This window comes from Prevotella sp. lc2012, assembly GCF_900107065.1.
Classification (GTDB): domain Bacteria; phylum Bacteroidota; class Bacteroidia; order Bacteroidales; family Bacteroidaceae; genus Prevotella.
On record NZ_FNUF01000003.1, the window covers coordinates 274,631 to 298,735 of the forward strand.

18 protein-coding genes are annotated in these 24,105 nt (G+C 46.3%); 7 read left to right on the plus strand and 11 right to left on the minus strand.

The genetic code is table 11. The annotated features are described in order from the left end of the window. Window positions 1–5: 5 nt before the first annotated feature. The 7 genes from BLU99_RS07805 to BLU99_RS12280 all read right to left on the minus strand — a co-directional run bounded on the left by BLU99_RS07805 (window position 6) and on the right by BLU99_RS12280 (window position 6,264). The gene (locus BLU99_RS07805) at window positions 6–1,178 is read right to left on the minus strand and encodes a restriction endonuclease subunit S (protein WP_091900838.1); all 1,173 of its coding nucleotides are present in this window, start codon (window positions 1,176–1,178) and stop codon (window positions 6–8) included. Next, on the minus strand, window positions 1,171–1,770 hold the full coding sequence (locus tag BLU99_RS07810; RefSeq protein WP_144006115.1) for a hypothetical protein: 600 nt from the start codon (window positions 1,768–1,770) through the stop codon (window positions 1,171–1,173). The genes BLU99_RS07805 and BLU99_RS07810 overlap by 8 nt, the downstream gene beginning before the upstream one ends. Before the next feature lie 16 nt (window positions 1,771–1,786). Further along, window positions 1,787–2,647 carry a DNA damage-inducible protein D gene (dinD, locus tag BLU99_RS07815; protein ID WP_091900842.1) on the minus strand — a complete coding sequence of 287 codons (861 nt, stop codon included), beginning with the start codon at window positions 2,645–2,647 and terminating at the stop codon, window positions 1,787–1,789. 65 nt (window positions 2,648–2,712) lie between these two features. Then, on the minus strand, window positions 2,713–4,242 hold the full coding sequence (locus tag BLU99_RS07820) for a type I restriction-modification system subunit M (RefSeq protein ID WP_091900844.1): 1,530 nt from the start codon (window positions 4,240–4,242) through the stop codon (window positions 2,713–2,715). Window positions 4,243–4,247: 5 nt separating this feature from the next. Next, window positions 4,248–4,829 (minus strand): restriction endonuclease subunit S, encoded by a 582-nt coding sequence (locus tag BLU99_RS07825; RefSeq protein WP_091900846.1) that lies wholly within the window; start codon window positions 4,827–4,829, stop codon window positions 4,248–4,250. Between the two features lie 238 nt (window positions 4,830–5,067). Beyond that, the gene (locus BLU99_RS07830; protein ID WP_091900848.1) at window positions 5,068–5,514 is read right to left on the minus strand and encodes an acid phosphatase; all 447 of its coding nucleotides are present in this window, start codon (window positions 5,512–5,514) and stop codon (window positions 5,068–5,070) included. Window positions 5,515–6,114: 600 nt separating this feature from the next. Further along, entirely contained in the window at window positions 6,115–6,264 is a 150-nt protein-coding gene (locus tag BLU99_RS12280; protein WP_176771085.1) for a hypothetical protein, read from the minus strand. A 473-nt stretch (window positions 6,265–6,737) separates the two neighbouring features. Here BLU99_RS12280 and BLU99_RS07835 point away from each other — a divergent pair, with 473 nt between their 5' ends. The 6 genes from BLU99_RS07835 (at window position 6,738) to BLU99_RS07860 (ending at window position 16,093) form a co-directional block, all read left to right on the plus strand. After that, a complete protein-coding gene (locus BLU99_RS07835) occupies window positions 6,738–8,450 on the plus strand; it encodes a type I restriction-modification system subunit M (RefSeq protein WP_091900850.1) in 1,713 nt (570 codons plus the stop codon). After that, the gene (gene fic, locus BLU99_RS07840) at window positions 8,447–9,322 is read left to right on the plus strand and encodes a protein adenylyltransferase Fic (RefSeq protein WP_091900852.1); all 876 of its coding nucleotides are present in this window, start codon (window positions 8,447–8,449) and stop codon (window positions 9,320–9,322) included. The genes BLU99_RS07835 and fic overlap by 4 nt, the downstream gene beginning before the upstream one ends. Window positions 9,323–9,402: 80 nt before the next feature. Beyond that, complete coding sequence (locus tag BLU99_RS07845) at window positions 9,403–10,710, plus strand: restriction endonuclease subunit S (protein ID WP_091900854.1); 1,308 nt, start codon at window positions 9,403–9,405, stop codon at window positions 10,708–10,710. Beyond that, the gene (locus BLU99_RS07850) at window positions 10,707–11,630 is read left to right on the plus strand and encodes an AbiH family protein (protein ID WP_091900856.1); all 924 of its coding nucleotides are present in this window, start codon (window positions 10,707–10,709) and stop codon (window positions 11,628–11,630) included. Before BLU99_RS07845 ends, BLU99_RS07850 begins: the two co-directional genes overlap by 4 nt. A 29-nt stretch (window positions 11,631–11,659) precedes the next feature. Continuing rightward, window positions 11,660–12,970: an ApeA N-terminal domain 1-containing protein gene (locus tag BLU99_RS07855; RefSeq protein ID WP_091900858.1), complete on the plus strand. Its 1,311-nt coding sequence runs from the start codon at window positions 11,660–11,662 to the stop codon at window positions 12,968–12,970. A 3-nt stretch (window positions 12,971–12,973) separates the two neighbouring features. Then, window positions 12,974–16,093 carry a type I restriction endonuclease subunit R gene (locus BLU99_RS07860; protein WP_091900860.1) on the plus strand — a complete coding sequence of 1,040 codons (3,120 nt, stop codon included), beginning with the start codon at window positions 12,974–12,976 and terminating at the stop codon, window positions 16,091–16,093. An 81-nt stretch (window positions 16,094–16,174) separates the two neighbouring features. Here the strand turns inward: BLU99_RS07860 and BLU99_RS07865 are convergent, their stop codons facing one another. Continuing rightward, window positions 16,175–16,921, minus strand: coding sequence for an acid phosphatase (locus BLU99_RS07865; protein ID WP_091900862.1), 747 nt, complete (start codon window positions 16,919–16,921; stop codon window positions 16,175–16,177). A 154-nt stretch (window positions 16,922–17,075) separates the two neighbouring features. On the opposite strand from BLU99_RS07865, the gene pepT reads away from it, so the two are divergent. Continuing rightward, window positions 17,076–18,299, plus strand: a complete 1,224-nt coding sequence (pepT, locus tag BLU99_RS07870; RefSeq protein WP_091900864.1) for a peptidase T — start codon at window positions 17,076–17,078, stop codon at window positions 18,297–18,299. Between the two features lie 3 nt (window positions 18,300–18,302). Here the strand turns inward: pepT and BLU99_RS07875 are convergent, their stop codons facing one another. From BLU99_RS07875 to BLU99_RS07885, 3 genes are all read right to left on the minus strand, one after another. After that, window positions 18,303–20,561 (minus strand): cation:proton antiporter, encoded by a 2,259-nt coding sequence (locus BLU99_RS07875; RefSeq protein ID WP_091900866.1) that lies wholly within the window; start codon window positions 20,559–20,561, stop codon window positions 18,303–18,305. Between the two features lie 26 nt (window positions 20,562–20,587). Then, window positions 20,588–23,449 (minus strand): putative LPS assembly protein LptD, encoded by a 2,862-nt coding sequence (locus tag BLU99_RS07880; RefSeq protein WP_091900869.1) that lies wholly within the window; start codon window positions 23,447–23,449, stop codon window positions 20,588–20,590. A 99-nt stretch (window positions 23,450–23,548) separates the two neighbouring features. Continuing rightward, a complete protein-coding gene (locus tag BLU99_RS07885) occupies window positions 23,549–24,088 on the minus strand; it encodes an HD domain-containing protein (RefSeq protein ID WP_091900871.1) in 540 nt (179 codons plus the stop codon). Window positions 24,089–24,105: the final 17 nt, after the last annotated feature.

Consider the following 24,105-nt stretch of genomic DNA (forward strand, 5'->3'; position numbering starts at 1 on the left):
ACTATTCAATTTTTGTTTATTCGTTTTTTACCAGTTAATAATTGCTGCATTAAGCCTCTCTTTTGAGATAGAAGATTTGCTAATTTCTTTTCGGCGAGTTCTATTTCTTTGTCTGCGCTATTTAGAACATTTGCAATCGCCTCCTGTTCTTCAATAATAGGATAAGGCATTTTGAGTGACATAAAGTCCTCTGAATTCACATTTAATAATCCGTCGCCTCGTGCCCCTGATGTGATGATCCGTTTTAATTGTGAATCCAACCCATGATTGATAAAGAAGTGTTTGTAAAACTCACTACAAGTATTATCTTTAGTCCTAAAACAAATATATACAAACGGGACCACCGCAGATTCTTCTTTGAGTCGGTAGATACACCCCATCTCATAAAGATTTGAGTTCCCTTTATTATATGCGAAATCCCCTTTTCTTAAAAGAGTATATTTCTCCAAACTATTTCCTGCAACAACTCGATCAAATTTATCCTTTTGTGACACTAAACCATATTTAGCAGAAATGGTCATAGGGATGTGTCCCTTGCCGTCATTTCTGTCTTCGATTTGCATAAAATGATCTTTGATCCTTTGCACTTTCCACTCTTCACTAAATCCTGGCAGGCGTTTTTTGCCAGTAAGGAGTTGCTGCATCAATGCGCGTTTGCGCAATTTGAGCTTTTCAATCAATTCTGATTGTTTCTCTATGGCGGTGTCCCAAAGCTTTAAGACACTATTAATTAGTTCTTGTTCCTCATAAGGTGGATAAATGACAAACATACGCTTTAGCATTCCTGCTGTTATTAGAGGTTGTCCTGAACCAAATACCATTTTGTTAAGATTAGCGGCAATCAATTGTTGATATGCAAAATATAGTGAATAATAATCTTTGTTTTCAACAATAATGGTATTATCCGAAACGTCATATTTACCTGAGGCCAAACCAACTTGTCCGGCATGAGCCCCAACACGAGCTACAAGAACTTTCTCCCCCTCATATTGATATTCGTTAGTTTTTCCAATAATTCCAGTAGATCCGTAAACGGGATAAGTTCCAGAATCAATACGTGTTTTATTTCTTCCAGAATATATATCAAGACATAAGTCTCCCAGCCTCTTCACTTCCCATCCCTCTGGAATGATGCCAAGTGGAGATTCTTTATATCCTTGTGGTATATGTTTATCCATTGCCAACCTTTACTTTTGCGTTGAAATTTATATAGATTTCCTCATATCGATCTTTTATGAGATTATAACCAGATGATATTTTAATATCATTATTATAGGTGGAAATTTCCTCTGTTTTCGAAGGTTTAAAATCATTCTCTTTACTTATGTTTTTATTAATTTGCTCCAACCCTTTTAACAATAATTCGACATTTAGTGGAGAATCCAATTGCATACTATATCTCAATGATGACATAAAAAAACGAAAGGCATCTAAATATCTTTTTTCTTTATACGCTTCGTTTCCCAGTATATATGATATTAAGTGTTGAGACTTTCCTGTTACCTGATTAATATTTTTTTCTTGAACATTTATTATTTCTTTTAAGGCACTTAACTCTTCAATCTTTCCCTTTATTTCTATACTATTATATATCTGCCACCCAACAACAAAGGCTACGATAATCGCAAGCAAGGCAACAATGACTCCAACAAAGGAATCAAGGCTAACTACAGTAAACCCACCAACATTGCAACACCATAAAACCAATAAAGTGATGGATATGGCTAATGATAAATATGCACAAAAATGTGCTAAACTCCATTTCTTCATACTGCCGTTTTTTTCGTTATTCTTCAGTTCCTTCTTTCTTTGAATTGAGCAGCTTTTGCTTCTTTTTCTCAACGGCCTTGATGCTCTCTGCTGTTGGAAGGTCTTCGGGCATAGTGCCACCAAGTTCCTTGATGGTCTGACGGACTTTCGCACCAACTTCGTAGTGGGTCATGTTTGCCTGCTGTTTACCTTTGATATTCTCTCGTCGAAGCTTTTCTTCAGTCTGGGTTGCACGGAACAGGTTAGCAGCTAATTCTGTGCTTCCCATATGATCCAGTATCTTCTGGCTTTTCTTCAGGCCTTTCTTAGCATGAATGTCTTTTGCCGTCATTCCACCATAAAGGCCTTGATACCCATAGTTTTGGAAAATAGCATAATCTCTTGAGTCTATGACACCAGCATCCTTCGCAGCACTTGCTAATTGAGAATTGTGCTTCTGAAGTTCTGTGCGAAGGAACAAACGTTTCTCTTCTTCGCTGGAAAGTTCCTGGTACTCTTTCATCTGCTGAACCTCAGCGATACGGGTCTGAATGGCGAAATAGGTCTGACCCTGTGCCACAATCGGCTTGCTTGGGTCTGCATTTTGCACTATCAGGTAGCAAGCATATCTTGAGAGTTTGACGGAATCGAGGGGACGTCCTGCACCTGATCCTATTTCAACCATTTCGAGGATATCCTCGAAATGGTCTTCAATATTCTGACCACTATTTTGGCAAGCAATTTTAGCTTTTTCTATAACAGGGAGGAAATGCCTGTATTCTGTGTATTCTAAGATTTTCCATAAAGTTCGTGCTGTCCAATATTCATTTCCGTTTGGATCAACATGTTTAATACTCTCGAATAAAGACATTGTCTTTTTTGTAAGTCTTTTACTCATATTTTTCTTGATTTTAAATCGTTTACGCTTTTATACCATTTCGAGGATGTCCTCGAAATGGTTGTTTAATACCCTAACTGTTTCAAATACTCTTTCATCTTGGCTTGAACCTCTGCCAGTTCTCCCTCTAACTGCTCTATTTCTTTTTGCACAGCAGGGATGTCGATTTCTGCTTCTTCCTCGTATGTATCAACATAGCGAGGGATGTTGAGGTTGAAATCATTCTCGCGGATATCACCAGGAGTGGCGACAAAGGCATATTTGTCTTCGGCTACACCTGGCGTGAATTCACCATCGACAAACTTCTGATAGGTCGTTACGATATGCTCGATATCTTTTTCACGAAGTTTATTCTGATTCTTGCCGTTCTCATACTCTCGGCTGGCATCGATGAACAAAACGTTTTCTGAATTACGCCCTTTACGAAAAATGGCAATAGCGGCAGGGATGCCTGTTCCATAGAAAAGGTTGGCAGGTAAGCCAATGACAGCCTCCAACGTGTGTTCGTTTTCAAGGATATATTGACGAATCTTTCCTTCACTGCCTCCACGAAAAAGAACACCATGAGGAATAATGACACCAACCTTGCCACCATTATCGTCTGCTACTTCCAGCATGTGACTGATAAAAGCCCAGTCGCCCTTACTCTTAGGAGGTATGCCGCGCCAGAAACGGTTGAAGGGATCACTGGCAGCTTCTTCTGCTCCCCATTTATCAAGAGAGAAAGGAGGATTAGCTACTACGGTATCAAACTTCATCAACTTGTCGTTAACTTTCAGCTTGGGGTTACGCAACGTGTCGCCCCAACGGATAACGGCATTATCGAATCCATGCAGGAACATATTCATCATGGCTAATGCCCATGTACTACCGTTTACCTCTTGGCCATAGAGTGAGAAGTTATTGTTGCCCACTTCTTTGCCTGCCTTAATCAACAAAGAGCCTGAACCACAAGTGACATCACAGATACGTGCACCTGGCTTGCTTTTGGTCAACTTTGCGAGTAGCGTAGAAACTTCTGCTGGCGTGAAGAAATCTCCCGCCTTCTTACCTGCCTCCCCTGCAAAAGTGGAGACAAGGTACATATAGGCATCGCCAATAATATCGTTGTTCTCTAAATGGGACTCATCCAAATCCAATTCGTGGAAATCCTGCAACAGATTCTTCAAACGGGCATTCTTTTCTTTGGGCTCGCCCAAATTGGCACTATTGAAGCTGATGTTGCGGAAGATACTGCTGCCATCCTCGCTACTCATCTTCTCGCGGTTGGCATCTTCAAGGTCTGCCAGTGCCTCGTCAATAAGCTCACCAATATTGGTCGCATTCCTATTCTTGTACAGAAAATCAAATGAACTCTTTTCTGGCACCACAAAACGCTCATGGCGCATAGCACGTTCTGAACGCTCTATATCACTATTATATTTAATAAGGTAGTCGTTCAATTTAGACTTATATACGTCACTTACATACTTCAGGAAAAGCATGGTAAGGATGTAGTCTTTGTACTGACTCGGATCAATCACACCTCGGAAGGTGTCACATGCCTTCCAAACTGTGCGGTTAATGTCTTCTTGAGCAATCTTCTTAATCTCCATATCTATTATTTTTTTATTTCGTTGATAAGTATCTGATTGGTGACTTGCATGCGTTTTTCTGCAATTACCTTCATAAGGTGGGTTTCTTGTTTCTGAAGTTCTGCCACCTCAACGATACACTTTTGTGTCTCCTTGTCTGGAACAATTATTTCCAAGTTCTCTAATGTTGGCTTATGAATCAATGGTGTTCCAGAGCCTACCTGAACAGTTTTAATGGCAGCCACGACACTTGGATGATTCATATACCAACAAAGGTATTCAGGACTAACGACATCCGTATGTAGTCTTATATAATATAAGGTGGTAGAAGGTACAGCTGCAATATCATAGTCAAAGACCTGACACAGATACGTAGTACCCTTCCCTGCAAACAACAAATCACCCTTTCTGAGCAAATAGCTATCCAATTTGGGAGTATACTCTATACGGGTGGCTGTTGTTTCCGGCGAAGACATCTGCAAATCCCTTACCTGCAGACATGCTATAGCTCCTGCCGGCGACCCTTTTGCGTATATACCAGACTGGATATCCGCAATACACCTTAGAGGTGTTTTTATCCTAGTAAATCTATTACTATTTAAATTCATACCGCAAATATAAAGAGATTATTTTATATTTCCAAACTTTTTGGTTATTTTTTAGTAATACGTGTACCTTTATACGTCAAAACTATAACACACGCGTTCTAAAATAAGGATAACATATTGTTTATCAATAATAAAAAAAGATCTTTCCTTTACTTTTCCAGAAAAAACTGAATCAGCAAGGAAAGATTTTGTGTTTGGGGAATCATTCAGGCGGCCGATAGGCACTGCCAAGACTGTGTCAGTTCTTCGCTCCCGTCAGGCGAAGGAACTCGGCACGGGCCTTGGCCAACTGGTCGAGGAAGTCCCGACTGGTGTGGAGGGCGACACAGGCGGCACCTGCGGCCAGACGGCCTGCATCGACGTCGCTCTGCCAGTGGGCGCCGACGATGACACGGCTGTCACCATACATCATGCCACGGGCCAGGATGGTGTCGGCTGCTGCCGGATTGATCTCGGAGAGCAACAGGGCGGCACTCCATCCGCGGATGGTATGACCAGAGGGATAGGAGCCGTTGTGGACGAGGCCGGGCTCCTCGTGGCGGGTGAGCATATGCTCGTGCATGCGCTGGAACGGACGCTTACGTCTGTAGAACCACTTGGCCTTGCCGCCTATCTGGTCGCAGGTCTTGATGCTTCTCTCCATCAGGGTATAGATCTCGGGGGTCTTCTCCTTGGTGATCTCCATACCGAAGGGCACATCATAGTCTGTTTCGGGGTCATTTGGCAGTCGGCCGAGGTGAAGGCTTCAAGCCCCCATACGTACTTCTCTCATCGAGAGAGAAGGTAGTATGAGGGGCGGTTTGAAGCGACCTTCACCGAGGCCCCAACCAACGAGAACGGCTAAAAAGCGTTTTTTATCATTCGACGACGGTTTTCCTATGACTTGGCCGGTTTCAACACCCCGACAGGGGCTCTTGGAGGGGGTCAGAAGGGGTCCAATTGTTAAACTTTGCTAACAGAAATGAAAGTTTTCGGGTTTCTTGCCATTTTCCGTGATAACTGTTGTCACGGACCCTATTTTTGTTTGTTGTATCTTTGCAGCGTGAACAGAATAGCTATGCTGTCTGACAACAAAAAATGGGGGTGATGACAACCGGGGCAGAAAAGCGATGTTTGACATTCTGAGACAATATCCATATGACTTAGGGGATGCAACCCTATGACTTAGCACGCCTAAACCTATGACTTAGGGGACGCAACCCTATGACATAGCTGGCCTGACCCTATGACTTAGGGAGCGCACCCCTATGGCATAGCAGGCCAATACGCGACGGCTACAATCATTTCATTCCATTGACGAATCACAACATGCGCTCCGAGCACGAGCCTCGTCGTTCCCACGCTCATCTGCCTGCTGTTCTTCGCCCTGCTGAACCACTGGCTGGCACGACAGTACCACCAGAAGGGTCACGCCTGATGTCAAGAAAAAGTTCATTTTCAGTTCAGTCGCAATAGACTTTTAGTTTGCCCGGAGTAACGATTGGGTTTACTCCGACCAAACCCGCCTCTTTATAGTTGACGAGATAATCTCCAAGACTGTAAGGAATGGCACTTACGAGAGAAAGAGATAATCCCTTATAGGGTATAGAGATAATCCCTTTCACTCGTAAACCCTATCTCCACGACTCATAGACCCTATCTCTTTGAGGGAAAGACCCCCCCTTCTTACATAGGCATAACCGCCTCATTATCAAGCTAATAGCAAAATCACCCCAAACTCGCGCCTACGCTCTCATCTCCGATGTTCTTGACCTCGGCCCAAGTCATAAGCAACACTTTGTCGGGGAAATTCTAAGTAATTTCCCCTTTCCTAAGATATTATGTACACAAAGATTCTTTATTTCACCAAAAAATTTGTATATTTGCGATGATTTTCACGAGTTGATCCTAAAACATATATCATAACACATGTCAACAGAAGATTTACAGAAACGAACAACCGTCAATATACAGGAGAAGGCCAACCTCATTTGGGCCATAGCCGATAAACTGGTGGGAACCTATAAACCCCACGAGTATGGCAATGTCATCTTGCCCATGTGTGTCATCAAGCGCTTCTCTGATACGCTGGCCCCCACCAAGGAGGCGGTGCTGAAGGCCAATGACCTTTGCGAGCAGCGGGGACTGGCCGTAAGAAAGGGCTTTCTGACTACTGCCTCCGGCTATGACTTTTATAATGTCTCTCCCTTTACGTTTGAGGGGTTGCTGTCAGATGCAGATAATATTGCCGACAACTTCCGCAGTTACCTGAACCATTTTTCTGAGAATGTGGTGGATATCATCGAGAAGTTCGATTTCGACAAGGAAATCACAAAACTCGACCACAACGGCATCCTCTACAATGTGATTCAGGAGTTCTGCTCAAAGAAAGCCTATATGGGTGCCGACGAGATCAGCGCGGTCGATATGGGATACATCTTCGAAGAACTGGTACGTAAGTTCTCTGAGAGTTATGACGAGCAGGCAGGAGCCCACTTCACCGCTCGCGACATCATCTATCTGATGGCAGAGATGCTGGTGGCTCCGCAACGCGACCAACTTGAAAAAGAGGGTGTAACGGCTACTGTCTACGATATGGCGATGGGTACCAGTCAGATGCTCGACTGTCTCTCTGAAAAGTTGTTGGCGATCGACCCTGAGGCACAGATCACCGAGTTCGGACAGGAGCTAAACGAGCAGACCTTCGCCATTGCCAAGGCCAATGTGCTGATCAAGGGTGGCGATGCAGAAAATATGCGTCACGGCAACACCCTGAGCGATGATAAATTCGAGGGCTACACCTTCGATTATATCATCTCGAATCCGCCCTTTGGCATTGAGTGGAAGAACGAGAAGAGCAAGGTGGAGGAAGAGCACAAGCGTGGCGATGCAGGTCGCTTTGCCCCTGGCTTGCCTGCCATTGGCGACAGTCAGCAGTTGTTTATGCTCAATGGCATTGCCAAGCTGAAAGATACGGGGCGTATGGCGATTATTCAGAACGGTTCACCATTATTCAAGGGTGATGCTGGTAGTGGCGAAAGCAATATCCGTGGTTATCTGCTCGACAACGACTGGCTGGAAGCCATCGTGCAGATTCCCAACGATATGTTCTACAACACGGGTATTGCCACCTACATCTGGATTGTCACTAAGGACAAGCAGCCAAAGCGTACAGGCAAGGTGCAACTGATTGACGCCAGCAAGTGCTGCGAGAAGCGTCGCAAGTCGTTGGGCAACAAGCGCAATGAGTTTACCGACCGCTGCATCGACCTGATAGCCAATGCTTATATGGCTTTTGAGGATGGCGTGTATGAAGACGGTGAACTGACTGTAGAAAGCAAGGTGAAGGACTGCGACGACTTCAAGTTCACCAAGGTGGCTATCAAACTGCCCAACAAGGGAAAAGACACAGAGAATGTGCCCTTCAAGGAAGACATCGAGGCCTATATACAGAAGAATGTCTATCCCTATGCGCCAGAGGCGAAGGTGGATATGAAGGCCAGCAAGATAGGCCACGAGATTCCCTTCACTCGCGAGTTCTATAAATATGAGGCACCTCGCAAGAGCGAAGAAATCTTTGCCCACCTGCAGGAGTTGGAGCAGCAGGAGAGTGCGTTAATGGCTAAAATCATGGGACGATGAGCAAGAAGTCAATACGTTTTTTCAACGACCGCGAGGTGCGTGCCGTGTGGGACGATGAGAACAACAAATGGTGGTTCTCAGCCACAGACATCGTGCGTGCCATCAACGATGAGGATGATTATGTGAAGGCTGGTAACTATTGGCGTTGGCTCAAAAGGAAACTTAATACAGAGGGCATTCAACTCGTGAGTGTCACTCACGAGTTGAAATTCCAAGCCCCCGACGGCAAACAGCGTGCAGCTGATGCGCTTGATGCCGATTGTGTTCAGACATTAGCCAAGCACTATCCCAACAACCGTGCCCATGCATTCCTGGAATGGTTCACCTATAGCGATACCACCATCGACGGACAGAGTCAGAAGAAGGCCTATACACTGTTTGAGAGTGGACTGATGGAAACGCTAAAGCCTGGCACCATCAAAGCACTACAGCAGATTCATGCTTATCTGTTTGGCGGTCTCTACGACTTTGCAGGTAAGATTCGCACAAAGACCATTTCGAAAGGCAACACTCTGTTCTGCCTGGCAGAACATCTGCATAACTATTTACAAACCGTTGAGCAGATGCCAGAGAACACGTTCGAAGAGATAATCGATAAATATGTGGAGATGAATGCGGCCCATCCGTTTATGGAAGGCAATGGCCGCTCTACGCGTATTTGGCTCGATTTAATCCTAAAAAAACGAATAGGATTATGCGTGGATTGGAGTAAGGTTGGGAAGAAGGAATACCTGAACGCCATGATTGAAAGTCAGACGGATAGCACCCATATCAAGCAACTGCTCAAGCAGGCCCTGACAGATAAGATTAATGACCGTGAGACATTCATGAAGGGTATCGATTATTCTTATTATTATGAACAAGCCGATTAAGAGAGAGCAAAGCCAAACTCGTTTGAGCTTTGCCGAACGAGAGGTTTGTCGAATAAAAATTCAACAGAAGGATTAAGACGATGAGCAGAGAGATGCGACATAGCGGCATAGAGTGGATTGGCGAGATTCCAAAGGAGTGGGAAGTGATGCCTTTCAAGCAGATGTATGAGTTAAGCAAAGGTTTATCTATCACAAAATCCGATTTGGTTGAAGAAGGTATTCCTGTGATTAGTTATGGCCAAATACACTCAAAAACAAATACAGGGACGACCATTAAAGATGAATTAATTAGGTATGTTCCTGATAGATTCCTTGATGGCAATGCATCCTCATTGGTGAAAAAGGGTGATGTGATTTTTGCAGACACATCAGAGGATCTGGATGGTTGTGGTAATTGCGTATATATTGATAGGGATAATGCCATATTCGCAGGCTATCATACAATTATCGCAAAATACCAATCTTCAACGCCAAATAATTATCTTAGTTATCTCTTTAAAACAGATTGCTGGAGGTCACAGATTCGTTCTAGTGTTAATGGCGTGAAGTTGTTTAGTGTTCCGCAAAGACTTCTAGGAAGTACTACAATTATTTTTCCTCCTCTCTCCGAGCAGCAAAAGATAGCCAACTATTTGGATAAGGTATGTGGAGAGGTGGATGAGATGATAGCCCTGCAAGAGCATATGATAGAGGAATTGAAAGCGTATAAGCAATCTGTTATCACAGAGGCTGTCACCAAAGGCCTAAATCCTGATGTGCCTATGAAGGATAGTGGGATTGATTGGATTGGAGAAGTGCCAGAGCATTGGAACCTACATCAATTTAGAAGAATCTTTGTGATTAAGAAAATCATAGCGGGCACATTGGGATATGATGTTTTATCTGTAACTCAAAATGGTATAAAAGTTAAAGACCTTACAAAGAACGAGGGACAAATAGCTCAAGACTATTCAAAATATCAGTTAGTAGATGTACATGATTATGTTATGAATCACATGGACTTATTGACTGGTTACGTTGATTGTTCAAAACAAGTTGGAGTGACGAGTCCTGATTATCGTGTCTTTAGAGCAATAGATAAAACTCAAATATCCCTGTCTTATTACTTGAAAATTTTCCAAACATGCTATAAAGAAAAGATCTTTTATCATCTTGGACAAGGTGTTTCTGGTATGGGAAGATGGAGACTTCCAGCAGACCAATTGAAGTTGTTTTATTTACCAATGCCTCCTCTCTCCGAGCAACAATCCATCGCCTCCTATCTTGACACTAAATGCGCAGAAATCGATGCTCTGATAGCTATTAAGCAAGCGAAGATAGAGGAGCTGAAGGACTATAAGAAATCTGTCATCTACGAGTACGTAACTGGTAAAAAGGAGGTGATATGAATACGGAAACGGTTATAGTCTTGGGAAACGGCTTTGATCTGGATTTAGGCTGGGATACTAGCTATAAATCTTTCTATGAAAAGCATGATGGATGGAGAGCATTCCGTACTAATGAAGATGATTTGTTCCAATTTGTAGTTGAGAAAGTTCCAGGCAATTGGTTTGATTTTGAACGCACTCTACATGAGTATGCTTTGCTTAGAGCTGAGAAACCATACCTCAAATATAAAACTAGTAAAATAGAGAGAGATATTCAAGATTATAATACTTTTAAGACCCAATTGGCAAGTTTTATTGCGGAGGGTTCAAAGTCGTCTGTCAAGAAGGATTCATATGCTTATAGGCTACTAGAAGCATACGTCGGAGCGAAAAAAGATAAAACATCGGATAGATATTTCCCTATTAAACTGTTTTCATATAATTACACACCATTATCGAGAATTCTTTCGGATATAGACCCAAATTTCAAGGCAGGCTATATCCCTGTGCATGGAACGGTTGAAAGAAATAATATCATATTTGGCTTTCATGATGATCCTAATATACCCAAAGAATATCGATCCCTCCAAAAGTCAATGGATGAAAACTACAAATCAAGCGCAATCGTTACTGAATCATTACAGGCTAAAACCATAATATTTTTTGGCTTATCATTAGGATATATTGATGGTGTGTATTTTAAAAATCTATTTGAGCAAATATCAAATTTTGCTAATCCACAAATGATTAACAAACGCATCGTTTTCATTACTCTAAATACAGCTACAGGGAGTGATGTCAAGAATAATTTGCTTGATATGGGAATAAACTTGCAGCTTCTTTATAATTCCAATCGTATAGATTTTATATATACTGATAAAGAACAAAGAGAAAAAAATGAGAGTATTTTTGAAGGCCTACTAAATAACCTCGCAACATAACCATATTATTTCTAAAACGGACAATAAATATGAGCAATAATCCCCAGATATTTCATGGTGAATGGTGGGTTCCAGCAGTGGCAGACCACGACACCCGTATGACGTTCCTTCAACCAGAAGGAATGATGGGCCATGAGCGTAAATATACTGGCACTTTGACGTATTATGGGGATAAAAACAGCACATTGGAATTATACCATACACCCAGTAACTTTCATTCGAGGCATTACCATCAAAATGCTGTAATTTGGGGAAAAGATGCCAACGGGCATATCTTTACGCTATTCAACGTGATGATGAATGAACAGCAGTTGGATGACTTTAGCTGTTCAAAATTTGTTGTAGATATGATACTTATGGGCGAACATGTCCTATCTTTGGATTACAACAAATATAGTCGGTGTATTGTTACATATTCGCATTTAGTAAATTGGACTTTTTACGAAACACAAAATGTAATAAATACTTATTATCACCATGAGGACAAGTTTTTCTATTTAACAATTCCTTTTCAGACAATCAACATTTTTGAAGCTTCTGTTGATAAAGCCTCACTATGGGTGTTGAACCAAAACAATTCAATTGTTAATGATATTCGAGGTTATCAGATTAAGCCATCGCCCTATTTCGAAATTCGTGCTACAGAGCCTATTCCTTTGAAATCATATATTAGACAGATTAAAGAATTTACGCAATTCTTGTCTATTGCATTATTTGGTATACAAGACCCTCAAAATGTTGAATTTGTTATTGAAGGCGATAATAATACGCGAAAGTTACTATTCAAGAAAGAAGCGTCATATGATCCGGGATTCCGTTCAGTAATAAAATTAAAGGAACTGAAGGTAAAACTTCCATCAATGCTACAACTATGGCATTCAAATTTTGAGGAAGTGGCTCCTATAAGTCATTACTTAATTAACTCGCTCAAAAATAACAATAGGTTTGACATCCCTGATTTCTTGATAATAGCACAAGCATTAGATGGTTATCATAAGAGGTTCATAAATAAGAAAGACGGGAAAAACATTAAAAAATATGAAGACCAAATTAATGTCTTGCTTAATCAGTTTAATGACATAGAAGCAATACGAAAATGTAATATCAATGCCAAAGTACTAACAGACTCTCGGCACAAGTATTCACATTTATTCCCTGACGAAGAAAAGTCTTTGGCCGTAGAAGGCGAAGATCTTTATTGGCTGACAGAGAAATGCAAGATACTGCTTACTTGCTGTATATTAAATATGTTGGGGCTGACGAACGAAGAGATTAATCTTTGCTGTGAGCAATCGCCAATATCACAGATAATAGATTCATTTCCTCTTGAAATAGATTAGCGTATGGAAACGAAAGAGAAGAACTTCGAACAGGATATTGAGAGCTGGCTGCTGGGTGAAGGCGGCTATGTGAAGGGCAATATGTGGACCTATGACAAGAAAAAGGCCATAGACATGTCTACCCTTATTGAGTTTATCGAGAAGACACAACCCAAACAATGGGAACGCTATATGAATATCTATGGCGAACAGGCTCGACAGCAGCTCTATAAGATATTCCAGAGCAATGTGGCGCAAAATGGTTTGATATATGTGCTGCGAAATGGTATCAAAGACCGCGGCATCGGATTGAAGTTCGTCTATTTCGAGCCTGCATCAGGACTGAATGAGGAGTTGGTTGAGAAATACAAGGCCAATATCCTGACAGAAACCCGTCAGTTCTTTTATTCGGCAGAGAACAAAAACTCCATCGATATGGTGCTGTCTGTAAACGGAATCCCCCTCGTGGCCTTGGAACTGAAAAACCAGTTCACTAATCAGACGGTGGAGAACTCCAAACACCAATATATGTACGATCGCGACCCCAAAGAACCCTTGTTCCAGTTCAACAACCGCATACTGGCTTACTTCGGCGTGGATCTGGAGGAGGTGATTATGACCACCGAGTTGAAAGGCGAAAACACGTTCTTCCTGCCATTCAATCAGGGCAGTAATGGTGCTGGTAATATTGGTGATGGTGGCAATCCAGCCAATCCTGATGGCTATCCAACAAGTTATTTGTGGGAAAAGGTGCTGCGTAGGGATATGCTGCTGGCACTGCTGCAACGCTATATCAGTCTGCAGGTAGAGAAGAAGGTGAAGTTGGTGAATGGCAAGAAGGTAACCACAGAATCGAAGAAGATCATCTTCCCACGTTATCATCAGTTGGATGTTGTAGAAAAGCTGATTGCCGACACGAAGGCCCAGAAGGAGGGCAAGAGTTGGTTGCTCCAGCATAGTGCCGGTAGTGGAAAGTCGAACTCCATTGCCTGGCTCACCTACAGGTTGGCATCGCTGCATAACCTGGAAGATAAAGAGATGTTCCAGTCGGTGTTTGTGGTGACAGACCGAAGGATTCTGAACAATCAGTTGCAAGACACCATCCTGGGCTTCGACCATAAGTTGGGACAGATAGAGACCATCACGGATAGCGATAACTCTTCGAAACTGAAGGATGCCATCAACGACAAGAAACGTATCATCATTACGACTATTCATCGTTTCCCACTCATCTATAAAGAACTGGACGGACATGCTCAGAAGAATTTTGCTATTGTGATTGACGAGGCTCACAGTTCGCAGAGCGGTAAGAGTGCAGAGAAACTGAAAGAGGCGCTGGCCGATACTGACGAGGCGCTGAGAGAGATGGCGGCATGGGAAGAGAAGACGGAAGAAGAGCTGAAGGACAGCATGGATGTGATGACAGAAACGCTGTTGGCACAGGGCAAGCACAAGAACCTCTATTTCTACGCCTTCACGGCTACGCCCAAGCCAAAGACGCTACAGACCTTTGGCGTGATGAAAACTGATGGTACCTATGATGCCTTCCATCATTATTCCATGCGTCAGGCCATCGACGAGGGCTTTATCCTTGATGTATTAAAGTACTATACCACCATCGAGACGAGTTACGAGATAGCCAAAGCCATATCGGAGAATCCTGAGTATGAGGAAATGCCAGCTACGAGGGCCATCAAGAACTATCACGACACGCACGGCTTTGTGTTGCAGCAGAAAATAGAAGTAATGGTGGAGAAGTTGCGTGATATTACGCTTTCGAAGATTGACGGCCAGGCCAAAGCCATGATTGTGTCGCCATCGAGAGCTCATGCGGTGAGGTATCTGTTCCTACTGAAGGAGTATTGCAAGAAGATGGGCTACGATGATGTGCGTCCGCTGATTGCATTCTCTGGTACTGTGAAATATCAGGGCGAGGAATATACGGAGAGCAAACTGAACAGCACGGATGAGCAGAAGATATCGGAGAAGCAGTTGCCGCTGTTCTTCAATAGCGATATGTATAATGTGTTGATTGTGGCTGATAAGTACCAGACGGGCTTTGATGAGCCGTTGCTGCATACGATGTTCGTGGATAAGAAACTGCGAGGCGTAAAGGCCGTGCAGACGCTGTCACGACTGAATCGGAGTCATAAGGGAAAGACGGACACTTATATTCTGGACTTTATCAATACGGCTGATGACATCAAGAAGTCGTTCCAGCCGTTCTATGAGGAAACCCTGCTGAGCGATGCCGTGGATGTGAACGTGGTGTATGAATACGACACGGAGTTGAAGAAATATCATCTGTGGAACACTGACGATGAGGAGAAGGTCTATCAGATCTACGCCAAGCGCAAGCAAGGCGACAAGGATATGGGTAAACTGGCTTCGGCTCTGAAACCAGCCCTGCAAGCGTATGAAACTCTGGTGGAGGACGAACAGTTTAAGGTCCGCTCGTTGCTGAAGAACTTCATCCGCTTCTATGCCTATATGGCGCAGGTGGTGCGCACGTTCGATAGAGAACTGTATAAGTCTTATATCTTTGCGGAGTTCTTCTATCGGATTATTCCAAAGAAAGCGCACGAGAAAGTGGATCTGAGCAACAAACTGGCACTGATCAATAACAAACTGACTGAGACCTTTTCTGGATCCATTGAACTGAAGCCAACGGAGAAAGACAAGACGGTGAATCCTGAAAAGGGCACACAAGGTAAGAAACCTGAAGAAAAGACAGACTTGCTGGCAAATATCATCGAGAAGATTAACATCATGTATGCCGGCAAGTTCACGGAGGCCGACAGGGTGATTGTGGAAACCATCTACGACAAGATGGTGAGATCTGGCAAGGCCCTGAAGAAACAGGCCAAGAACAACGACGCCCAGATGTTCGAGACCAGCATTTTCCCCAAAGAGTTCGACAAGGTGGCGCAGAAGTGCTATATGGAACAGATGGATGCCTTCTCGAAACTCTTCGAGGATGAACAGTTCTATAAGCGTGTGATGAGCGAAATGGCCAAGGCCATGTATCTGAACTACAGGAACACTCCTATCGGAGAGGTGAAGGAGATCAACATGCAGGATGTTGAAGAAGACTCTCTTCAAGGAATGGCTGCAGAGCCACTCTCTAAACCCAAAGAGGATTAATGAGATTGATTGCTCAAGAGATATAGTGCCCCCGAAAGATAAATCACAATCTTTCGGGGGCACTATATAGATTAAAGAATACTAATCTTTCTTGCCCGTCAGGCGAAGGAACTCGGCACGGGCCTTGGCCAACTGGTCGAGGAACTCCCGACTGGTGTGGAGGGCGGCACAGGCGGCACCTGCGGCCAGGCGGCCTGCGTCGATATCGCTCTGCCAGTGGGCGCCGACGATGACGCGGCTGTCGCCATACATCATACCACGGGCCAGGATGGTGTCGGCTGCTGCCGGATTGATCTCGGAGAGCAACAGGGCGGCACTCCATCCGCGGATGGTATGACCAGAGGGATAGGAGCCGTTGTGGACGAGTCCGGGCTCCTCGTGGCGGGTGAGCATATGCTCGTGCATGCGCTGGAACGGACGCTTACGTCTGTAGAACCACTTGGCCTTGCCGCCAATCTGGTCGCAGGTCTTGATGCTTCTCTCCATCAGGGTATAGATCTCGGGGGTCTTCTCCTTGGTGATCTCCATACCGAAGGGCACATAATAGGCTGCAAGGGTGGAGTCGATATCCCAGACGGCATCGCGGATGGCGATGGCAGCACGGACGGAGTCGAGACGCTGGGTCTTGCCCCACATATAACGCATGATATCGTGAACGAACGCCTCGCTGGTAGTATCAGGAGGGGCAGGCAACCACTTCAGAAGGTCGGGCAACTGTCTCACTGACAGATAGGGCTTGGATTCTTGTTTGTCGGCACTCTGGGCCTGAGCCGTCATACCGCAGAAAAGAAGGATGACAATAAGCATCCAGAGAGGTTTCTGTTTCATCGTTATTGTTTTTGTTGTTTTAATATTTAATAGTTGACTGTGAGTTGCAAAGATACGACAAAAAAAGATCTTATTTCACTTTTCCCCCAAAAAACAGATAAAAAGAGGATTTTCCTCGTTTATCTGATTCCTTTTTCGTATTTTTGCAACCGATATGGATATTACTGAACGTTTTTTAAACTATACGAAGTTCGACACGCAGTCATCGGAAGAGAGCGACAGCGTGCCCAGTACCCCCAAACAACTTGTTTTCGCAGAATACCTGAAGAAAGAGCTTGAGGACGAGGGTCTCAGCAACGTAGAGATGGATGAGAAAGGTTATATCTACGCCACACTGAAGGCCAACACCAAGGACGACATCCCTACCATCGGCTTCATCTCCCACTATGATACCAGTCCCGACTGTTCTGGTGCCGACATCAGACCCAGCATCGTCAGAGCCTACGACGGCTCAGACATCCTGCTCTCCGAGGGCATCATCAGCAGTCCGAAGAGATTCCCGGAGCTGCTGAAGCACGTGGGCGAAGACCTGATCGTCACCGACGGACACACGCTGCTGGGAGCCGACGACAAGGCCGGCATCGCCGAGATCGTTCAGGCGATGTGCTACCTGCGCGACCATCCGGAGATCAGACACGGCAATATCCGCATCGCCTTCAACCCCGACGAGGAGATAGGCATGGGCGCCCACCATTTCGACGTGGAGAAGTTCGGCTGTGAGTGGGCCTACACGATGGACGGCGGCGACGTGGGCGAGCTGGAGTTCGAGAACTTCAACGCTGCCAGCGCGAAGATTCATATCAAGGGCGTGAGCGTGCACCCGGGCTATGCCAAGGGGAAGATGGTGAATGCCAACAACCTGGCTGCCGAGTTTGCCAATCTGCTGCCCGAGGACGAGACGCCAGAGGCCACAGAGGGCTATCAGGGCTTCTACCATCTGCTGGGCATCCAGTCGAACGTCGAGGGGGCCAAGCTGAGCTATATCATCCGTGACCACGACCGTGAGCAGTTCGAGGACCGTAAGCGCATGATGCTGTGCTGCGTCAACCAGATGAACGAGAAATACGGTGAGGGAACGGTGACAGCCGAGATCAAGGACCAATATTACAATATGAAGGAGAAGATCGATCCACAGATGCATGTGATTGACCTGGTGTTACACGCCATGCAGGACTGTGGTGTGGCGCCTAAGGTGAAACCTATCCGTGGCGGTACGGATGGTGCCCAACTGTCCTTCAAGGGCCTGCCCTGCCCCAACATCTTCGCTGGAGGCGTGAACTTTCACGGGCCTTATGAGTTTGTGAGCATCCAATCGATGGAGAAAGCCATGCAGGTCATCGTGAAGATCTGCGAGCTGACGGCTGGCTTCAACGACTGATCGTCAGGTGTCGAGGAGGGCGGCCAACGAGTCGCGCTCTCCTACCACCCAGATGATATCGCCTACCTGGAACTTCCTGTTGGGTCTGTAGGCCGAAAGACTTTCCTTTCCCTCTTCAAGACCCACGACCATACAACTGTAGGTCTCACGGATACCACTCTCGATGAGTGTCTTTCCGATAAACGGACTATCGCTGGCAATGATCAGTTGGCGTAGCTTCATCTCGCGCTTCTCCAACTCAGGGTCAACGCCCCACTGCTCTCTCTCCATGGCTTCGCGGAAGGCCGTAAACTGCGCATCACTACCAATCACCTGAAGGACATCACCAGGGAAGATGACACAGTCGCCATCAGGGATATTGATGCGACGACCACCACGCAGAATGCTACTCACATGGACACCATACTTCTGACCGAAGTTCAGCTGCTTCAGCGTACTACCCATCCAGGTCGAGTTAGACGGCACCTCGAAGTCGGCGATGTGAATATCACGATCCAGCAGGCGCCCCTCATAGAGCGGACGTTTCTTTCCATGCACCTGGGCCTCGATATCACGTGAACGGAGGTTCTGGATAAAGAGCCGCTCCAGAGCGATGCTACGATGCTTGATGCGGCGCGACAAGATGATCAGGATGATGACCACGAAGCCGATGGTGATCATCAGAGCGTTGGTGAAACGACTCAGATAGTTACAGATATAGAAGATGAAACTGACGGCAATCAGTATGCGCACCAGTATCGTGAACAGCAACGGGAAATAGTTGCGGCTGCTCTCCTTCCACAAACCCTTGAACTCCTCGCTATGATTCTTCTTCATGACCATGGCACGGAGGAAGGGAGAGATCATAAGTACGGTGAGGATGCCTGTGATGGCATTGGCATACCAATGCAGTTCCCATCCTGGCAGCAGTTTCCGCATAAAGGGCAGCACGAAGGTGAACATCAGGACGATGGTGGCCGACGACAGGATGGAATAGATCAGTGTGTTGATAGTCATCTGCGTGAGCAAACGCTTCCACTTGCTCTGCTCCTGGGTATGAGGATGACTCATCGACATATGGTTAAGCGAACGGACCATTCGTTCGGACAGATGATGCTCCAGATGGTTATAGGCTGGGGTGGCCAAGCGTATCATATATGGGGTGAGGAACGTGGTGATGACGGAGACGGCCACGACCACAGGATATAGGAAATGACTGATCACACCCAACGACAAGCCCAACGAGGCGATGATAAACGAGAACTCACCGATCTGCGACATGGAGAAGCCACAACGCATGGCCGACTTCAGCGACTCACCGCCCAGCATGAAGGAGAAGGTGCCGAACACGGCCTGACCGATCAGGATCGTCAGCACCAGCACGACTATCGGCAGGGCATAGTCGACCAGGATCCTCGGATCGACAAGCATACCCACCGACACGAAGAACACAGCACCGAAGAGGTTCTTCACTGGCTCGACCAGGCGCTCGATACGCTCGGCCTCGACGGTCTCGGCCAAGATGCTTCCCATGATGAACGCACCAAAGGCGGAACTGAAGCCGACCTTCGTGGAGAAGACGGCCATGGCACAGCACAGTCCTAAGGAGACGACCAACAGCACCTCGCCATTGATCAGACGACGGACAGAACGCAGGAACAACGGTACGGCGAAGATGCCCACGACCAGCCATAGCACCAGGAAGAAACCGATACGCACCACGGCCTCAAGCATCTGACCACCCTCGAGGTCCTGTCCTCGGGCGATGGCACTAAGCATCACCATCATCACGATGGCCAGAATATCCTCGAGTATCAGCACACTCATTACCAGTCCAGCAAACTGCTGCTGGCGCAGACCCAGATCGTCGAAGGCCTTATAGATAATCGTCGTCGACGACATGGCCAGCATACCGCCCAGGAAGATACAGTCCATCTTCTCCCAGCCGAAGGAATGTCCCACACAGACTCCAAGTATCGACATACAGAAGATGATGGTACAGGTAGAGATGACAGGCGAGGCGCCCATCTTCAGGATCTTCTTAAACGAGAAGTCCAGTCCTAAGGAGAACAAGAGGAACATCACACCGATGTCGGCCCACAGATGGATATTGGCAGAGTCGACCACAGAGGTCGTATAAGGCATGTTAGGACTCACCAGGAAGCCGGCCACGATATAGCCCAGCACAAGCGGCTGTCTTAACTTCTTGAATATAAGCGTCACGATACCGGCCACCATCAGGATCAGGGCCAGGTCTTGAATCATCGTCGGGAGTGCTGCCATTCTTATCAGCTATCAAGTAGGATCTATCAATACCACTGCACGGCGTTCGAGAAGCCACTGCGCTTGTCGTACTTCAGAGCATCGGTGAGCGTCGAAGCGTTACACCTGAACGAGAAGTTATAGCTGGTAATAGGAGCCAGCGTAACACTACACGACATGTTGAAGCAATGCAGGTCGCGGTTCAACGAGGCCGTGGTCATGGATATCTTCTTATAGTCAAAGTCATAACCTGAGGAGAAAGAGATGTTCCATCCATCACTGATTCGCAGACTACCGCTGATGTTCAGGTTCTGGGAGAACGTATATGGATAGCGCATCGTCTTCTTGTTGAATCGCTTCACGTCGGTATCCTCACGCATGGTCACACCATAACTGAGGCTGATATTCCATGGCATCTTGAATGCCAGATAGCCATCCTCGTCGGTCTCGGCCTTGGACGACTCTTTCGACTGGACGTGCTTGGCTCGCTCCATCTCCTTGTCGATGTTGGAGTCGAGGTCGTCAAGATCGTCGTCGTCCTCTTCTTCCGCCTTTTTCTTCTTCTCTACCTTCTCGCCTCTCAGCCATTTGAAGAGGTTGCCCACCTTCTCGTTGTTGAGCGTATAGCTGATATTCTGCGATATACCCTGGAAACGACCGATCTTTCCACGCTCCCAATAGGTCCTGGTGTCGCTCAACCGGGGATTGCCCACACTGTCGAGTTCATAGACATACGAAGCGAATGAACCTTTCAGACTCAAGGTATAACTCTTCGAGAGCTTCAGGCGCAGGGAGACATCAAGCGGACTCAAGGGTTGGATCTTGGAAGAGAAGTTATAACTCATACCAAGACCGAACTCGTCGATCAGACTGATCTTCTTATAACCCGTAGAATCATCATCAGACTTGACCTTCATCTCCAGATTGTTCGACAGATTCACGGAAAGAGAACCGCTCTTACCTTTACCCGGCACACCGTAGAGACCATTCTGGAAAGGCGAATACTCCACCTCCGTCACATTACCGTCCAAGTCGGTCTTCATGTATTTCTTGTAGTAACCATAACGACTGGCACTGAAGTCGGGAGCATGACTATAGCTGATGGTCGGTGTAAACACATGGCGGATAGCCTGGACCTTATCTCCGAAGAGCTTACGGTTGGGAATCCAGAAGCCGTACACATCGGTCGTCGCAGTCACATTGAAGTTCCAGTTGTATACGTTATAGAAACCGCTCAACGTATCCGTGACCTCTCGCTGATGCTCCGTATCCCACGACTTATGTATCTTATTGAGATAGGTACGGTCGGTCAGGTTGAACGAAGGACTGATATTCAGGAAACCGAAGAGCGTGAGATCGGCCTTGATAGGTATCGAGTGCGACATGCCATTCTTCCAGTCCTTACTCAGACTGGAGTTCAACAACAGGTCTTCCTTGGTGAGAATCTTGTTCTCCAAGCGCCCGGTATATGACATCGAGATCTTCTCGTACCATCGTTGTGCGCCTGCCGCCTTCTTCCGTTTGAAGGGATAGAAGCGCGAGATGAAGATATCCAGACCAGGCAGTGTCACACCGATAGTAGAGTCACGCATATTCTGTTCAAGGTTCATCGTCGAGCTGAGTGTCATGCCAATGCTGGAGAAGCCCGTGCTCCACGCTACAGAAGAGGTGCGCTTCGACTGTGCCAGTCTCTGCGGGTTATACAGCGATGTCAGGTTATTCCGCTCATAGCCGACAGAAGAGAAATTGACGTTTGCAGAGAGCGTGCTGAAGGGGTTGGCCTTCGGATCCTGCTGATGCCGCCAAGTCAGCTTGAAGCTGTTCGTCTTCATATAATCCGGCATATTCTTCTCGCCAGTGACCGTCGATTGATAACTGGCAAAGAAGGATCCTGAATAGCGATAGCGCTTCTTATAGTTCGAGGCTGCCGACAGGCCCCATGAGCCTTTCGTATAGATCTCGCCCAAGAGCTTCAGGTCCACCTTATCGCTCAGCGCAAGGTAATAACCGCCATCGCGCAGATAGAAACCTCGCGACATCTCATCGCCATAGGTCGGCATGATGATACCACTGGAATAGCTCTTCGTAAAGGGGAAGAAACCGTAAGGGATGGCCAACGGCAGCGGCACATCGGCCACCACGAGATAAGCCGGACCGAACACCACGTCCTTGCCCGGACGTACCTTGGCCCTCGACAAGGCCAGATAGAAGTCGGGATGGGGATCGTCACAGGTCGTATAACGGCCATGTTCGAGGAACATCTCGCCATTGGCACCACGTTTCGACAACTTACTGGTCAGGTAACCTTCCTCCTGCTGGGTATACACCTCGGTAATCAGGCCCTTCTTCGTCTTGAAGTTGAAGGCCATGGTATCGCTCTCATATTCGTCGCTGCCCATCTTGAAGACCGGTGTCTTGGCCAACTGGTGTGTCGTGCTGTCTATCGAGCCCGTCGCATGCACCAGGCTACTGTCGAGGCTCATATAGATCTTATCGCTCGAGAGGTCCATATTCTGGTATTTCACCGTCGACTCTCCAAAAAGGTGAGCCAGACCAGACTCCGCCTCATAGGTCAGGGAATCGTTGGCCGAATACTCTACAGGAGAGTCGATACCACTCTTCCGGCTCCGGTTGATACTGTCAAGCGCCAACGAGTCGTCTATAGCCTTGTTATGCCTGTAAATAGCCAATTCCAGAGAGTCCATCGTGGTGGTATCGCGTTTCATCCTGGCTGCGGCGGCGGCACTCCGCCTCAACAGGGTATCAACAGGAACGGACACCGTCGTATCAGTCGGGATGCTGTCATTGGTCCCATAGACAGGTGCCTTGGAGACAAAAGACAACGATCCTTCCGCCATCACCACGATGATGACGAAAAGCATCAGAATCAGGGCTGATTTCCTTTTCACGGTGCAAAGGTACTAATAAAATAAGAATTAAGAATTAAGAGTTAAGAAAAATTGCCTCAGCAGTTGTAAATTTCTTAATTCTTAACTCTTACCTCTCGACTATTCGAACATGTCTACCCAACGGAAGAAACGCTTCAAGCCGGCCTCACCAAACTTCTCCAGACTACGGGCCGTCTGCTCTACCGTGCGTTCCATCTCAGGATGACTCTTGGAATAGAACTTGTCTGCATAGCAGACCACTTGCTCCTCCAAGGTCTCGGGCTCATAGCAGCCGTCCAAGGGAAGGGGCAGCTGCTGACGGATGATCTGCTCCCTACTGATGCCTGTTCCTGTATGGCGCTCACAGACCTGAGCGTGGCGCACGAATCCCTCTTCACGTAACATCCGTCCACCGATAATACCATGACAGATATAGGGCTCCGGACCAAAACACTCGATGGCAGGCGCATCACAAGCCAGAATACCAATGTCATGGAGCATGGCAGCCTCGTACAGGAAATCCACGTCGAGCTTCAGCTCCGGATGGGCACTGGCGATACGCCGACAACGATCGGCCACCTGTCGGCTATGTGTAAGCAATATCCGCCGGAGTTCATTCTCCGACGGATAATACTTGTCAATGATTTTCTGATAGTCCATATTTTCTGCTTAACACA